Genomic DNA, 12,858 nt, shown 5'->3' on the forward strand with positions numbered 1-12,858 from the left:
ATGACATGGGGGTCTTCCTCGTCAAACGCATATTATCCGTCATCCCGATCTTGTTACTGGCAGTCTTGATTCTGACAGGGTTGATTCATTTGTCACCGGTTGATCCGGCAGAGGCCTATCTGTCCGCTGCTCATATCCAGCCGACGGATGAACTACTCGCTGCCAAACGAGCAGAATTCGGACTCGATCAACCGTTCTACCAACAATACTTCGATGCCGTCATCCGATTGGCACAGCTCGATTTCGGCACATCGTATCTTTCCGGCAAACCGGTCCTAGAAGATGTCTTGCTCCGCTTACCGCCAACGGTCGAGTTGGCAGTAACGAGTCTACTGCTCGCACTCGTCATCAGTCTCCCGCTCGGATTCCTTGCCGGGATCAAGAAGAATGGATTCTTCGATCATCTCAGTCGGGCAATCGCCTTCATCGGGGCCTCGATTCCGTCGTTTTGGCTCGGGTATCTGTTCATCTTCTTCTTTGCTGTCCAGCTGGATTGGTTTCCGGTCGGTGGGACGGGAAGTGTGATGCACTTGATCTTACCGGCATTGACACTCGCGTTTCCGTTGATTGCCTTGTATACGCGATTGCTCCGTGGCAGTGTGATCGAAGCGTTGAATGAACCGTATGTCTTATTTGCCCGGACACGTGGCTTAAAGGAAGGGCGGATTCTTGGGAAACACGTCCTTCGGATGGCGATTCCGCCGATGATCACGGGTCTTGGGATGAACCTCGGGAAGTTACTGACGGGAACGATCATCGTCGAAACCGTCTTCTCGTGGCCAGGCTTCGGTCGCTACTTCATCGAAGCGATCTTTGACCGGGACATGCCGGTCATCCAAGGCTATGTCTTTCTCGCCGCTCTCGTCTTCATCGGTAGCAGTTTGCTCGTCGATATCATTCAAGCCGTAATCGATCCACGCCTAGCGAAAAAAGGAGGAACGGTATGAATACTCCACTTCCAGCAACGATGATCCGGTCGCGGTATACGCCGCTTCTTTATCTCTGTGCTCTCATCTTATTCGGAATGGTAGGCATTGCGTTGTTTGCGCCATGGATCGCGCCGCATGATCCGAACCTCGTCGACTTGACGCAAAAGCTCCATGGACCGTCGTCAGCCTATCCACTCGGAACCGACCAGCTCGGACGCTGTCTCTTATCGCGTTTAATTTACGGCGCACGGATTTCACTCGGCTGTGCCGTGTTGATTTTCGTCGCCTCACTTGCGATTGGATTGTTCGTCGGAACACTTGCCGGTTACCGTGGTGGTTGGGTCGACCAACTCTTGATGCGCCTGTGTGATGGTGTGATGGCATTTCCGAGTCTGATTCTCGTCCTCGGTCTCGTCGGTATTTTCGGTCCAGGTCTCAAGCAGGTCATCATCGCCTTGATGCTCGTCCAGTGGGTCTACTACGCGCGAATGTTCCGCGGAATGGTCATGACGCTGAAGACGGAAGCGTTCATCGCCGCTGCTCGCGTCAACGGTTCGTCTTCGTGGAAGATCATCCGGACGCACATTCTGCCGAACATCTTACCGCCGCTGCTCGTGATCGGAACGCTAGAGATGGGCTGGGCGATCATGGATATCTCGGCGATGTCGTTCCTCGGGCTTGGTGTCCAGTCACCAACTGCCGAGTGGGGAGCGATGATTCACGAAGGAAAATCGTACATCCGGACGAATCCGGAATTGATGATTTATCCGGGACTTGCGATCATGCTCGTCATCATTAGCTTTAACCTAGTAGGAGAACAATTAGCAGAACGATTTGGTGTGTCAAAAACGATGAAATGAGAGGAGGTGCCCGTATCGAATCGATCTTAGCTGTCGACGGTCTGACCGTCCGTACGAAACAACAAGTGACATTGATTGAAAAGGTAACGTTCTCGATTCAACCAGGCCAGATTCTTGGTCTGGTCGGAGAGAGTGGTTGCGGAAAGACGGTGACGAGTCTCGCCTTGATGCGTCTGCTCAATCCACAGACAACAGACGTCACCGGCGATATTCGACTGAACGGAACATCCATTCAATCCTTATCAGAACGCGCTGTGCGAACGATTCGGGGCGGTGAGATTGCGTTCATCATGCAAAATCCGATGAGTGCCTTCACACCGGTTTACTCGATCGGGCACCAGATGATCGAGACGATTCAGACCCATACACGTTGTTCAAAACGTGAAGCAAAACAACAAGCGATGACGGCACTCGAAGAAGTCAATCTGACGGACGCCGACCGGTTGCTCAATGCTTATCCGTTCGAACTGAGTGGGGGAATGTTGCAACGGATCATGATCGCCTTAGCCGTTGCCCTGCGCCCGAGCGTCTTGATTGCTGACGAGCCGACGACGGCACTTGATGTCTTTAATCAAAAGACGGTGCTTGAATTACTCGAACGGATGCGGGCGACTTACGGAACGGCGATGTTGCTCATCTCACATGATCTCGGTGTGATCGCTGAACTTGCAGACGAGGTCCTCGTCATGCAGCAAGGACGAATCGTTGAGCAAGCAAATGTCTTTGATTTGTTCGATCGACCGCAACATCCGTATACACAGTCCCTTCTTGCCCAGCATCTAGGAAGGGAGGCGTTCGGATGAGTTTACTACAGATCGATCACGTCTCACACGTCTATAAACGCCGGTTTCGACCAGCACAGACCGTCTTGCATGATGTGTCGTTGACGCTTGAAGCTGGACAATGTCTCGGACTACTCGGGTCGAGTGGTGCCGGGAAAAGTACGCTCGGACGATTGTTGCTTGGGCTCGAACGTCCTTCAAGCGGTACGGTCTGGTTCAACGGTGTCGACCGGCATGCGACAAAACGACCGTTTCAAGGTGATGTCCAAGTCGTCTTCCAGGACTCCTTCGCCGCCGTCAATCCGAAGCTGACAGCGGCCGATATCATCGCCGAACCGCTTGATAACTTCATTCGTTTAAAGGGCGAAGCACGGCAACAGCGTCTCGTCACGCTTATTGAACAAGTCGGACTCAAGGCAACAGATTTAACGAAGTATCCGTCACAGTTCAGTGGCGGACAACTCCAGCGGATCGCGATTGCGCGAGCGATTGCTGCTGAACCACGACTGATCGTGTTAGACGAAGCAGTCAGTAGTCTCGACATGGTCAACAAACGGTTGATTCTTGAGTTACTAGCTGATTTAAAGCGAAAACATGGTTTAACATATGTCTTTATCACGCATGACATTAAAGCTGCCGAACAACTTTGCGACAGCTTTGCGATCTTAGAGCAAGGACGTCTCGTCGGACATTACCCGGGTCTAGTTGCGTTCGATGCTGCGACGGATCTTGCCGTTGAACGGATGCGCCAAGCAAAGCTTGCCGTACATCCAAGGCAACGAACAATTCGAAAGACACAAGCAAACAAAGGATAACGGAAGGCTGAACGGCTCCGTTATCCTTTGTTGTTGTAGAGCCGAATCAATCAGCCGTTTTTCGGAACCGAAGTGCCGACCAGCCGAGTGTAAGAAGAATCCAAATGAGACAAGAAATGATTCCGAGCAGATGGGACGAAGAAAAAAACGACGTGTGCGATGGGAGCGACAGTAGCGCGCCAGGCATAAAGAATAAAATGTCTGGTTTTAATGAAGGAAGTGCAACAAGTAGTAAGGAAACGACGAGCGACAGGATACCAATTGGAACAGCACGTCGCAAGAAGGTGCTGATCAGCAGCGTCAGACTGACGACGAACAACGTCCAAAGACTAAAATCGCTGATGATGCGTAGGGCAAGAATCGGCGAAAGGAATCCGAACCAATAGACGGTCAAACAGTAGGACGTGAGGGAACCAATCAGCATCCCGAATAGACTGATCATCCCGTGACTGAACCATTTCGACAGGAGATAGACATTCCGAGAGACGGGACGCGTCAAAATGAAATCCTGCATGCCGGTTTGTCGGTCTGAAGCGAGCACTCCCATGAAGCTCATGATGAGGACGATCAAGCCAAGTTGATTGAATTGCCCGTGGATCGTTGCGCTGAAGACGTCAAGCGATTGTGGAGCAGGACGATTCGGATCAACGATGATTCCGTCCGCGTTCCCGACGTGTGCGAGCAAGACATCCATGTACATCAATAGCAACGGTTGGGTCACCCCGAGAGCAATGAAGAACAGCGGTAACCAAACGATCTTCCATTCTTTCCATGCTTCCAACCACTCGGTCCATGTCAGCGTATAAAAGGTCCTCATACGTCTGCCACCATGTCGAGGAATCGTTCCTCGAGTCCGATCGGTTGATAGGCAATTGAAGCAATCGACCATCCCTGTTGAATCAGAGTGATCGCTAATTGTGAGAGATCAAGCGGCTGCTGTGCGGAGAACTGATAGCAGCAAGGGTTGATTCGATCAATCTCGACTCGTGGAAATCGTGTCGCAGAAAACGAGGGAGCAGCTGTAAGCGTCTCGACTTGAATCCGGTATTGATCCACGTTGCGTTGATTATCGAGCGGCCCCAGCAATTTTCCGTGTTTGATGACGAGGAAGCGGTCGCAACACATCTTCGCGTCTTCTAACAGGTGCGTCGAGACGATGATTGTCATCCGTTTCTTTAGACGGAGGATCAATTGATTGATATCATGTCGACCACTCGGATCTAGGGCGGAAGCTGGTTCGTCAAGAATCAAAAATGTCGGTTCATGTAAGATCGCTTGGGCGATTCCGAGACGTTGGCGCATCCCGCCGGACAGGCGTTCGATGACTTCTGTTTGTTGGTCGTGGAGACCAACTTCCTGTAAGACAATTGGAATCCGCTTATTTAACGTTGCGCGATCAAGCCCCGACAAGCGCCCGAAGAAACGTAGTGCTTGTTCGCACGTCATCCAAGACTTGAAATCTGTTTGTTGTGATAAGTAGCCGATCGATTGCTGCTGTTGACGGATGGAGCGCGAAGACATCGTGATCGAACCACAGTCACTCTCGATCATGCCGCTCAGACATTTCAGGAGTGTCGTTTTTCCGGCACCATTCGGACCAATCAGTCCGAGACACTCATGTTCGTGAATCGTAAAGGAAATATCGTCTAGAATGAGACGTCGTTGAAGTGAAAGCTGGAGATGAGAAATCTGAATCATGCTGTCATCCTCCTTCCGAGGACGAAGTAGAGAATTGAGCCGATCGGCTGGACGAGGAGAATGATCAATAACCAAGTAGTCGGTGTCGCGATCCGGTCCTTCCGTCTGAACCAATCGATACAGGCGCAGCTGAGTAGAATCAGATTGATGGAGAGGTAAATCAATAATAGGGGCAGAAGTCGTTCCCAGTCGATGTGTGATAAGGCAGAGAAATCTGTATTCATAAAAAACCTCCTTTTCTATTACCATTATCAATAATGAAAATAGAAAAGTCAATGCTATAGACGAATCATCGTTAGTTCTCAATCAGTTAGAGCTATGATAAACTTCTCTTATCAAAATTTTCCAAACGCGATTTGAATCAAATCGTTTAAATGAAAGACGAACTAACAAACGAATCATGATGTCGAGGAGGATTATATGCAGATTTATCAATTCAAAAAAGAGGTGGGAAAGAAAATCACGAAATTTGATTCGAACTTCGTGATGTCACGGATCATGCAGACGGAAAAAGTGACGCACATCGGGTGTATCCATTTAGACAAGGATGGCGTGGTCGGTTATCACCAGGCGGTCGTACCGCAACTCCTGTTAATCGTAGAGGGTGAAGGATGGGTAAGAGGGGAAACGGATAACTACATAAAAGTACAGCGTGGGGAAGCCGTATTTTGGAATCAAGGATAATGGCACGAAACGAAGACGGATACGGGGTTAACAGCGATCGTGATTGAAAGTGAAGAACTCGATACATCATCTCTCGTTTCCGTATGACGAAACCAAGTGCGATACATAAAGAGGCTGATTCAAAAAAAGAATGATTCGCTTTCTCACGCCCTTTCCTCAGGCGGGGCACAAGCCAGTTTTCCTGCTTCATTCAAGCAGGAAAGCGGGTCTTGTTTGTCTCTGACAGCGCAAAAATGCGCTTTTCCTGTAGGAGTTGCGTGTAAAGCATCATTCTTTTTCATCTTTATAGAGACTAAAGTTTGCGTCAGCCGCTATTCTTATTCCGTACACCGTTTTTCTAATTCTTCGAGACATAGATGTAACCGAGCAGTTATCATTTCTCGATTACCCATCTGTTGCGTTGTTTTATGATTGAGATGAGGATGATTTAGAATGTCGTAGTGCTCATACGCTTCTTGCAATACCCATAATGTATATTCATCCAGTATCCGTCGAGTTTGAGTGGTGCGTTCGTCTCCAACCACGTTAGAGCAATATCCGCTTATAAATCCATCAGCTATGTTATTTAGAATAGAACTTTTTTCTTGATACGCTTGATTTATGTATCGTGGAGCATTTGAAAAGGCTGGTAACAGAAATTTGTAACAAAAAACAAAGAAAGCCGCATATTTTAAATCAAAATCCAGTCTTGGAAACGGGTCAATGATAGCAATGTGTTCATCACGTAAAATTAAATTTTCTGGTGTTACATCTTGATTCACGAGCGAGATGTTTTGAACCTGAGTTCGTCTATTCTCAATTAAAGCATGAATATGCTGACCAACTTTTTCTTTATCAAAGCAAAGACTAGAATGAATGAGCGTATTCAAGGCGGTTAAGACGTGTTCATTTTCTTCCTGCCATAATGCATCCCTGTTTCTTAAATCGCTACCGTGTAGAGTCTTCCCGTTCCAGCGTAATTCCCCGAAGCCTGCAATAGAGCTTTTCTGGTTGTGTATATTGTGATAAATTCTCCCTAATTTCTTACCGTAAGAATGGACTTTATTCTGATCGAGTAACAATAAATCTGTTCCACGACCCATGAATGTTTCTACTGTAAATACTGTGTCATCTTCAATAAAATACTGATAAAAGTCAGGACAGACAATTTGGTCACTTGTATTGGTATGTAAATAGTAAGCTTTCGTTGACTCATACTCTGTAGTCAGCTCTTGTTCATCAATCTGTTGCAACTCCCCATAAGCCTCATTCTTTTTTAGTCGGATCACAAGGTCTTGATCATCTAATCTAGTTACTCTATAAACAGAGTGCCAAGCTCCTTCACCAATCTTTAGAATCTGTTCTGCTTTTATATTCAACGTATCCAGTACAATTGCCTCAAGATCTTCTTTAATCCGTTTCATGGGGTCTATTTTCTCTCCCTCGCAATGTTGTGTCGTTTCATTTTGGTGAAAATACGCTTTTGGAAACGGAGCGTGTTTACGGCAAGATGACGAGTGAGACGGTCCGTTCAGTTGCCTGGTCTTCTGCCTCCAGGTGATGATATTTTTCGAGTAGTGCCCGCATGTCTTGTTGAAAATCATTGAAGGTTTCATCCGTCAGTTGTAGTTTGGCGATCGAGAACGTCGAGTGGTCCTGACCTTGCGTTTGAACGGTTTGTTCGAAGTAGGTCTGGTACTGCTGTAAGACGTACATGAAGTAGAATGAGACGAAATTCACTTTTTCGTCGTACGTTGCACTATTCCAGTCCGCTTCACTGATTTGATAACCGCTCGTGTTCAGAGCATAGATTTTCTCCTCGACTTTTCCGACACGCTGTACAGCGACGACTTTTAACAACTGATCGTCCATCATCGCATTGACTTGCCGGTATAAGGTCGACTGCGGTACATCCGTTAAGCGTTGATTCAGTTGCATGATGGATAAGCCGTCTTCGCGATCAATCAACTCGAGCGCAATCTTAAAACGGACGTGGTTTTTAAATAGATTAAAGTTCATGAGGTATCCGACTCCTTTAGCAATGAGATTCCTAAAACTATCTTAGCACGATTTTGGAATGATTCTTAAAAATGAAAATATAAAAAAAGGAAATTCAAATTAAATCTTGAATTACCTCAAATGAATTAGTAATAGAGAAAGGAGTCGTCATATGAAAAATACAAGTTATCGCTATGGTACATATGCACTCATTACAAGCTTTTTCTTATTCTTCATCGTTCAGATGTTCCGAGCGTATGTTGAGTTATCACCGGAGTTTCTAGGAGAAAACCTTGGAGAGTATGGCTTAACGTATTTTCCGATCAGTGCATTAATCGTTGGATTAGTTTTTTTAAGCCATGGCTGGTGGCTCGAAGATGAGAAAAAGCAGCGTGAAAAGCTAGCTGCACAAAATCAGCAAGAATCGAATGAATCGGTGTGACATCATACCGTTGATAGAGAAGACCGACAACGCATTTTCGTTGCCGGTCTTTGTCGTTTCATGTGTTGTATTTCGCAAATCGCTTAATCGCGAACGGTCCAATCGGTTCAGTCGTCGATCGTTCCATGATCAATTCACAAAGTACTTTTCCGACTAAGCTGCTGAACTTGAATCCGTGACCGGAAAAGCCGGCAGCGATCGCGATATGCGGATAGTCCGGATGCAAATCGATGATGAAATCTTCGTCTGGCGTCATCGTATAAAGACACGTTTTGCCGTGAGTTAAAGTATCGATTGAGGGCATGAACGTATTCGTGAATTGTCGTAAATCAGCCAGATCACCCGTCTCTTGACCGAAAGGACGGCGTGGTTGATTTGGATCAACCGGGATGCCGCCGTCGTGGCGTCCGATTTTCAGACCGGCTTGAGCGATACTTGGAAAACCGTAATAATAACCGGCGGGTGTATCAAAGGCGAAGGCAGGGAACACCGCGTCATTGAATACCTCTTCCGCTGCTTCGAACCAGGCGAACGTCTTACGGATAGGGCGCAGCGGTAAGGAGAGTCCAGTCTGTTCGAGCAACGGACCAGACCAGGCACCGGCTGCGACGATTAACGCGTCAGCTGAGTAGGTGTCTGTTCCGACGGTTACGTCCACACCATGAGTGTGGGCGGTAAGCGTCGTCACTTTCGCATTCGTCCCGATGTCGACACCATTCGCGACAGCAAGATCGCGGTATGCTTCAATACAATCCTCGCACTTCAACACACCGGACGTCGGTTCAAAACAACCGATATACTCGTCGGGCATCGTTAAGCCGGACCAGCGCGTTCTCATTTCGTCAGCCGTCAGGATCTCAAGCGGTAATTCATACTGCGTTGCACTCCTGATGATCGTCTGCATCGCATGGGACGAGCGGTGACCGGCATTCAAAACTCCGGTGTTCAGAAACAGGCTCCGACCGCTGATCTGTTCCAATTCGTACCATAAGCGTTGCGCGGCTAACGCCAGTGGCACGTAGGCTTCACCTTCCCCGTAGGCATGGCGAATGATCCGAGTCTCCCCGTGATGGCTCGCTTGATCATGCGGTGGATCGTGAGCATCTAACAATAAGATGTTTTGATCGGTACGTGAGAGATAGTAGCCGGCTGCCATTCCCATGGATCCGGCACCGACGATGATGACATCATAATGGGACATCACGTTCGACTCCTTCATATGTAAGTTCACACCAGTATAGAGTGAGAACCAGAAAAGAACAAATGAAAGATTAAATCTCGAAGCGACGGGCTTCCTGTTCTAAGTGTTCTGTCCGCTCGTTCAAATCACCGACGAGCGTATGGAGCGTCGTGATCGTCGCAATCATCTGTTCAGACGCAGCGGCAACTTCCTCATTACTCGCTGTATGTTCTTCCGCGACAGCGGCAATTTCCGTCAAGGCATTACGGATGAATCGTTCTGCCTGCAAGACGTCTTCCATCTGTTGCGTCATCTGCTGTGTTGCCGTTGAGACGTGCGTGACTTGATCGGTCAACCGTTCGAACGTCGTGTCCGTATCGAGGACGATCTGTTCACCGGTCGCCGTCGCTTCGACCGTCGTCTTGAAGCTATGTTGCATCTGTTGTGCGCTTGCTTCGATGGAGGTGACAATCGTCGCGATTTCGCTGACGCTACTTGCGACGTGGCTCGAGAGGTTCTTGACCTCGGTTGCGACGACGGCGAACCCTTTTCCTTGTTCACCAGCGCGTGCCGCTTCGATCCCTGCGTTGAGGGCGAGTAGATTCGTCTGTTCGGAAATGCCACGGATGATCCCGACGAGTGTTTGGATGTCCGATGATTGTTGTTTTAACAAATCAATCTGTTCTGCGGACTTCGTAACATGCTGATGAATGTGACGCATCTGTTCGACGGACGCCGACATCTGTTCGCGTCCGACACGGGTCAACGTTGCCATTTGCTCCGACGTTCCCTGAATTTCGACACCGGACCGGTTCGTCGTCTCGATCAATCCGGCGAATCGATTCATCTCGTCATTTAACGAGAGCGTGACCTGGGTCTGACTTTCCGTTCCGGTCGCAATCTCTGACATCGTATGGGCGATTTGTTTTGATCCGTCGAGTACTTCTGACGTACTTTGATCGATCGATTGACTCGTTGTTGAGACGAGTGTCGCCGTCTGTTTAATGTCGACGATCATCGTCTGGAGCATCTCGTTCATATCGCGAATTGAGATCGCAAGCGCATAGATTTCGTCTTTCGAAGCAATCGTCAAATCGTTCAACGTCTGTTTTGCCTGATCCAGTCGTCCCTCGGCAATTAAGGCGGCGACTTTCTGTAACGTCTCGAGCGGACGTAATTTACGACCGAGTACGATATATAAAAGAACAAGCGCTATTACGAGTAGTAATGATAATAAACCGATGAAAAGTGGGGCAGTCTCTTTTAATAAATCTGTCGTCAAAGTGGTGACTTCTTTAGCTGCGATATCAACACCGAGAATCCCGATGATTTCTCCTGATGCACCCGTTAAAGGAACATAGACACTCATGTATTGACCATAAACAGGGTCATTGATGATGTCCGTTGCGTGTGTCCCTCCTTTTAATACGTCTTTCATATCCGCCATTTGTGCGCCACTTGCCGGTTCATCAATCTCTGCGGCATCTTTTTTAGGGAGACCGTCAATCAACAGGCGGACCTTGTTTTGGTCGATCCGCGCTGTGTAGGCGTAAAGAAGTCCGTTTTGTTTACGTAATGTATCGAGTTGCGTTCGTAACGCTTCATACTGTTCTGATACGGTAGGCGATTTTAGGAATTCAGCATAAGTAGCTGTATCGAACGTCTTGCTGATGCGAAGGGCATCTTTTTCTGCGGTCGCCTTTAACGTCGAGACAGCCGTTTGTTTCGTATTGAAGTAAAGTGCAATGCTGCTGAAAATAAAGAAGGTAATTAAAATAAGGCTGATGATTGTCAATAAACGTGTCCGAAGTGAATGATGTTTCATAGATGAGTTCAAATCGTTCTTCCTCTCGTCGTGGATTCTAATGCTGTATTTGATTTATCGGTCGTTTTAATAGCTATTAAACAGGACTTTTCGACGATTTTTAAAGGGACGGATCAATATAAGGGGACGGATTATCTAAAACAGGATTGATGAAGAATGATTCAGGGGAGAATAAAGATAGAAAAAAATTCAAGATGAGGGAAGAGGAAGTAATATGAACAGTGAAGCAGTTCCCCGAGTCAAAGCAAGACACGTCTATGAAAACGAACTACACAGACATGCCGTCAATAAGAAAAAAACATCATTCCGGTTGATGACATGCTTGCGATGCCAAGCAAAAATCCTATTAAAACAGGGACATCAGGATGCACATCAGTGCGATGTAGTGTAACGGGAAAGGAGAGGAGCCGATGAAGCGTAATCAACATGTCCTACCGCATCCACAAGGGGGCTATCAGGTGAAAGCAGATGGGGCGGACCGGGCGACGAAACGTTTTCCGACACAAAAAGAAGCGATCGCCGAAGGACGGCGGATCGCTAAAAATCAGAAGACGGAGCTCGTCATTCATAACAAAGAAGGACAAATCCGTGAAAAAGATTCCTACGGTCATGATCCATTTCCACCACGAGGTTGAGCCATCATATATGACACGTTCTGAATAAGAGCGTGTCTTTTGTAAGTGAAAAAACGCCTAGATGAGATATATAATGCTCTCTTCTAGGCGTTACTTTATTATTTTGTCAGCACAGGTGAAATCAATGTAGTCACTGTATCGTTTCCTTCTGCAGTTACACGAAGATTCGTCACACCCGTCACATTAACGTCAAAGTCAATCGGATCATCTCCATAGACAACATCATAGCGACCAAGTTCTTTTCCATTATTGTCGGAGAATACAAGAGTCATTTCGTCATCTGGATAAGCATAGTTCAAGTCACTCGAATTTTTTGTTAGAGCTTGTTCAGTCAAAAGGGACAGTTGACCAGACAATTTCTTATATTTTCGATCCAGACTAAACGTAGCATATTCGTCGTTGTAGAATCCCGATAAAATAACATTTTGATTGTTCAATTTACCGTTTACTAAAATGGATTGATTTTTTTCAATCGCTCCAAATGATGAAGCCCCGATATGAATCGATGAAAGTGAAGTACCTGAAATGAGTGTTCCGACTTCATACGCAGTAGAGGTCTCGATTAGAGGTAATCCCGAAAGGTCTGCTAACAGTTGTAATGGTACATATGGCGTTTTACCAAGCATCAACAAGCTTTCTGTATTTTTGTACTTACCAGTGACGACTGCTCCGTCTGTGACAAGTGATTTTGAAGATGCGAGAAGGCGATACCCAGTCGAAAGCTCTTTGATTTTCTTTTTGTTCCCTTCGTTCTCGACTTGAAGATTCTTGTACTTAGTATCTAATGACTTATAAGATTTTGAAAGACTCGTGTGCTGTCCTTGTAACGTCTTATAGGCGTTTTCCGACTTCTTTGTTTTTTTCTTTTCGTCGGTCAGTTGTTTTTGAAGTGCTGCTTTTTCCTTTTTCAGTTTAGCCACTTCTTTTGAGCTTGAACTTGCTTCAACGATTGATGTCTGCATGACACCGAATGCTAATGATGATACAAGACCTGCTGCGATCCATTTCTTCAAGATGGTTCCCCCTTAAAT

General features: G+C 47.0%; 14 protein-coding genes and 1 pseudogene. 7 read left to right on the forward strand and 8 right to left on the reverse strand.

From position 1 onward, the window contains the following. Positions 1-5 precede the first annotated feature (5 nt). The 4 genes from nikB to ACRPK8_RS06750 are packed head-to-tail and all read left to right on the forward strand — an operon-like array spanning position 6 to position 3,386. Entirely contained in the window at positions 6-947 is a 942-nt protein-coding gene (nikB, locus tag ACRPK8_RS06735) for a nickel ABC transporter permease (protein WP_432237507.1), read from the forward strand. Next, positions 944-1,789 (forward strand): nickel ABC transporter permease subunit NikC, encoded by an 846-nt coding sequence (gene nikC / locus ACRPK8_RS06740; protein WP_432237508.1) that lies wholly within the window; start codon positions 944-946, stop codon positions 1,787-1,789. Before nikB ends, nikC begins: the two co-directional genes overlap by 4 nt. Continuing rightward, positions 1,786-2,592: an ABC transporter ATP-binding protein gene (locus ACRPK8_RS06745; RefSeq protein WP_432237509.1), complete on the forward strand. Its 807-nt coding sequence runs from the start codon at positions 1,786-1,788 to the stop codon at positions 2,590-2,592. The genes nikC and ACRPK8_RS06745 overlap by 4 nt, the downstream gene beginning before the upstream one ends. Then, positions 2,589-3,386 (forward strand): ATP-binding cassette domain-containing protein, encoded by a 798-nt coding sequence (locus ACRPK8_RS06750; RefSeq protein WP_432237510.1) that lies wholly within the window; start codon positions 2,589-2,591, stop codon positions 3,384-3,386. The genes ACRPK8_RS06745 and ACRPK8_RS06750 overlap by 4 nt, the downstream gene beginning before the upstream one ends. 46 nt (positions 3,387-3,432) lie before the next feature. Here ACRPK8_RS06750 and ACRPK8_RS06755 read toward each other — a convergent pair whose 3' ends face one another. Genes ACRPK8_RS06755 through ACRPK8_RS06765 form a run of 3 tightly spaced genes read right to left on the reverse strand, consistent with a single transcriptional unit; the run spans position 3,433 to position 5,308 of the window. Beyond that, positions 3,433-4,203, reverse strand: a complete 771-nt coding sequence (locus ACRPK8_RS06755) for an ABC transporter permease (RefSeq protein WP_432237511.1) — start codon at positions 4,201-4,203, stop codon at positions 3,433-3,435. Next, positions 4,200-5,084, reverse strand: a complete 885-nt coding sequence (locus tag ACRPK8_RS06760) for an ABC transporter ATP-binding protein (protein WP_432237512.1) — start codon at positions 5,082-5,084, stop codon at positions 4,200-4,202. The genes ACRPK8_RS06755 and ACRPK8_RS06760 overlap by 4 nt, the downstream gene beginning before the upstream one ends. Next, a complete protein-coding gene (locus ACRPK8_RS06765) occupies positions 5,081-5,308 on the reverse strand; it encodes a PLD nuclease N-terminal domain-containing protein (RefSeq protein ID WP_432237513.1) in 228 nt (75 codons plus the stop codon). The genes ACRPK8_RS06760 and ACRPK8_RS06765 overlap by 4 nt, the downstream gene beginning before the upstream one ends. Positions 5,309-5,504: 196 nt before the next feature. Here ACRPK8_RS06765 and ACRPK8_RS06770 point away from each other — a divergent pair. Further along, positions 5,505-5,855 (forward strand): annotated as a pseudogene (locus ACRPK8_RS06770) (cupin). Between the two features lie 230 nt (positions 5,856-6,085). On the opposite strand, the gene ACRPK8_RS06775 reads toward ACRPK8_RS06770, so the two are convergent. Together ACRPK8_RS06775 and ACRPK8_RS06780 are read right to left on the reverse strand one after the other, a co-directional pair. After that, positions 6,086-7,171: a hypothetical protein gene (locus ACRPK8_RS06775; RefSeq protein ID WP_432237514.1), complete on the reverse strand. Its 1,086-nt coding sequence runs from the start codon at positions 7,169-7,171 to the stop codon at positions 6,086-6,088. 76 nt (positions 7,172-7,247) lie between these two features. Then, on the reverse strand, positions 7,248-7,766 hold the full coding sequence (locus tag ACRPK8_RS06780) for a transcriptional regulator (RefSeq protein WP_432237515.1): 519 nt from the start codon (positions 7,764-7,766) through the stop codon (positions 7,248-7,250). Between the two features lie 151 nt (positions 7,767-7,917). Here ACRPK8_RS06780 and ACRPK8_RS06785 point away from each other — a divergent pair, with 151 nt between their 5' ends. Further along, a complete protein-coding gene (locus ACRPK8_RS06785) occupies positions 7,918-8,187 on the forward strand; it encodes a hypothetical protein (RefSeq protein ID WP_432237516.1) in 270 nt (89 codons plus the stop codon). A 58-nt stretch (positions 8,188-8,245) separates the two neighbouring features. Here the strand turns inward: ACRPK8_RS06785 and solA are convergent, their stop codons facing one another. Together solA and ACRPK8_RS06795 are read right to left on the reverse strand one after the other, a co-directional pair. Then, the gene (gene solA, locus ACRPK8_RS06790) at positions 8,246-9,388 is read right to left on the reverse strand and encodes an N-methyl-L-tryptophan oxidase (RefSeq protein WP_432237517.1); all 1,143 of its coding nucleotides are present in this window, start codon (positions 9,386-9,388) and stop codon (positions 8,246-8,248) included. Positions 9,389-9,458: 70 nt separating this feature from the next. Next, entirely contained in the window at positions 9,459-11,192 is a 1,734-nt protein-coding gene (locus ACRPK8_RS06795; protein WP_432237518.1) for a methyl-accepting chemotaxis protein, read from the reverse strand. A 410-nt stretch (positions 11,193-11,602) separates the two neighbouring features. Between ACRPK8_RS06795 and ACRPK8_RS06800 the strand changes: the two genes are divergently transcribed. Next, positions 11,603-11,827: a DUF2188 domain-containing protein gene (locus ACRPK8_RS06800; RefSeq protein ID WP_290778695.1), complete on the forward strand. Its 225-nt coding sequence runs from the start codon at positions 11,603-11,605 to the stop codon at positions 11,825-11,827. Positions 11,828-11,925: 98 nt separating this feature from the next. Here ACRPK8_RS06800 and ACRPK8_RS06805 read toward each other — a convergent pair whose 3' ends face one another. Further along, positions 11,926-12,840: a hypothetical protein gene (locus ACRPK8_RS06805; protein ID WP_432237519.1), complete on the reverse strand. Its 915-nt coding sequence runs from the start codon at positions 12,838-12,840 to the stop codon at positions 11,926-11,928. Positions 12,841-12,858 lie beyond the last annotated feature (18 nt).

Origin of the sequence: Exiguobacterium sp. TDN 0502 (genome assembly GCF_050846835.1) — a bacterium.
Taxonomy (GTDB): domain Bacteria; phylum Bacillota; class Bacilli; order Exiguobacteriales; family Exiguobacteriaceae; genus Exiguobacterium_A.

What these genes read in the sequence shown, in the direction of transcription:
- ACRPK8_RS06800 (WP_290778695.1), top strand. Translation starts at nt 11,603, where the DNA reads ATGAAGCGTAATCAACATGTCCTACCGCATCCACAAGGGGGCTATCAG.
- ACRPK8_RS06750 (WP_432237510.1), top strand. Translation starts at nt 2,589, where the DNA reads ATGAGTTTACTACAGATCGATCACGTCTCACACGTCTATAAACGCCGG.
- ACRPK8_RS06765 (WP_432237513.1), bottom strand. Translation starts at nt 5,308, where the DNA reads ATGAATACAGATTTCTCTGCCTTATCACACATCGACTGGGAACGACTT.
- ACRPK8_RS06785 (WP_432237516.1), top strand. Translation starts at nt 7,918, where the DNA reads ATGAAAAATACAAGTTATCGCTATGGTACATATGCACTCATTACAAGC.
- ACRPK8_RS06760 (WP_432237512.1), bottom strand. Translation starts at nt 5,084, where the DNA reads ATGATTCAGATTTCTCATCTCCAGCTTTCACTTCAACGACGTCTCATT.
- nikB (WP_432237507.1), top strand. Translation starts at nt 6, where the DNA reads ATGGGGGTCTTCCTCGTCAAACGCATATTATCCGTCATCCCGATCTTG.
- ACRPK8_RS06795 (WP_432237518.1), bottom strand. Translation starts at nt 11,192, where the DNA reads ATGAAACATCATTCACTTCGGACACGTTTATTGACAATCATCAGCCTT.
- ACRPK8_RS06745 (WP_432237509.1), top strand. Translation starts at nt 1,786, where the DNA reads ATGAGAGGAGGTGCCCGTATCGAATCGATCTTAGCTGTCGACGGTCTG.
- ACRPK8_RS06780 (WP_432237515.1), bottom strand. Translation starts at nt 7,766, where the DNA reads ATGAACTTTAATCTATTTAAAAACCACGTCCGTTTTAAGATTGCGCTC.
- ACRPK8_RS06755 (WP_432237511.1), bottom strand. Translation starts at nt 4,203, where the DNA reads ATGAGGACCTTTTATACGCTGACATGGACCGAGTGGTTGGAAGCATGG.
- ACRPK8_RS06775 (WP_432237514.1), bottom strand. Translation starts at nt 7,171, where the DNA reads ATGAAACGGATTAAAGAAGATCTTGAGGCAATTGTACTGGATACGTTG.
- nikC (WP_432237508.1), top strand. Translation starts at nt 944, where the DNA reads ATGAATACTCCACTTCCAGCAACGATGATCCGGTCGCGGTATACGCCG.
- solA (WP_432237517.1), bottom strand. Translation starts at nt 9,388, where the DNA reads ATGTCCCATTATGATGTCATCATCGTCGGTGCCGGATCCATGGGAATG.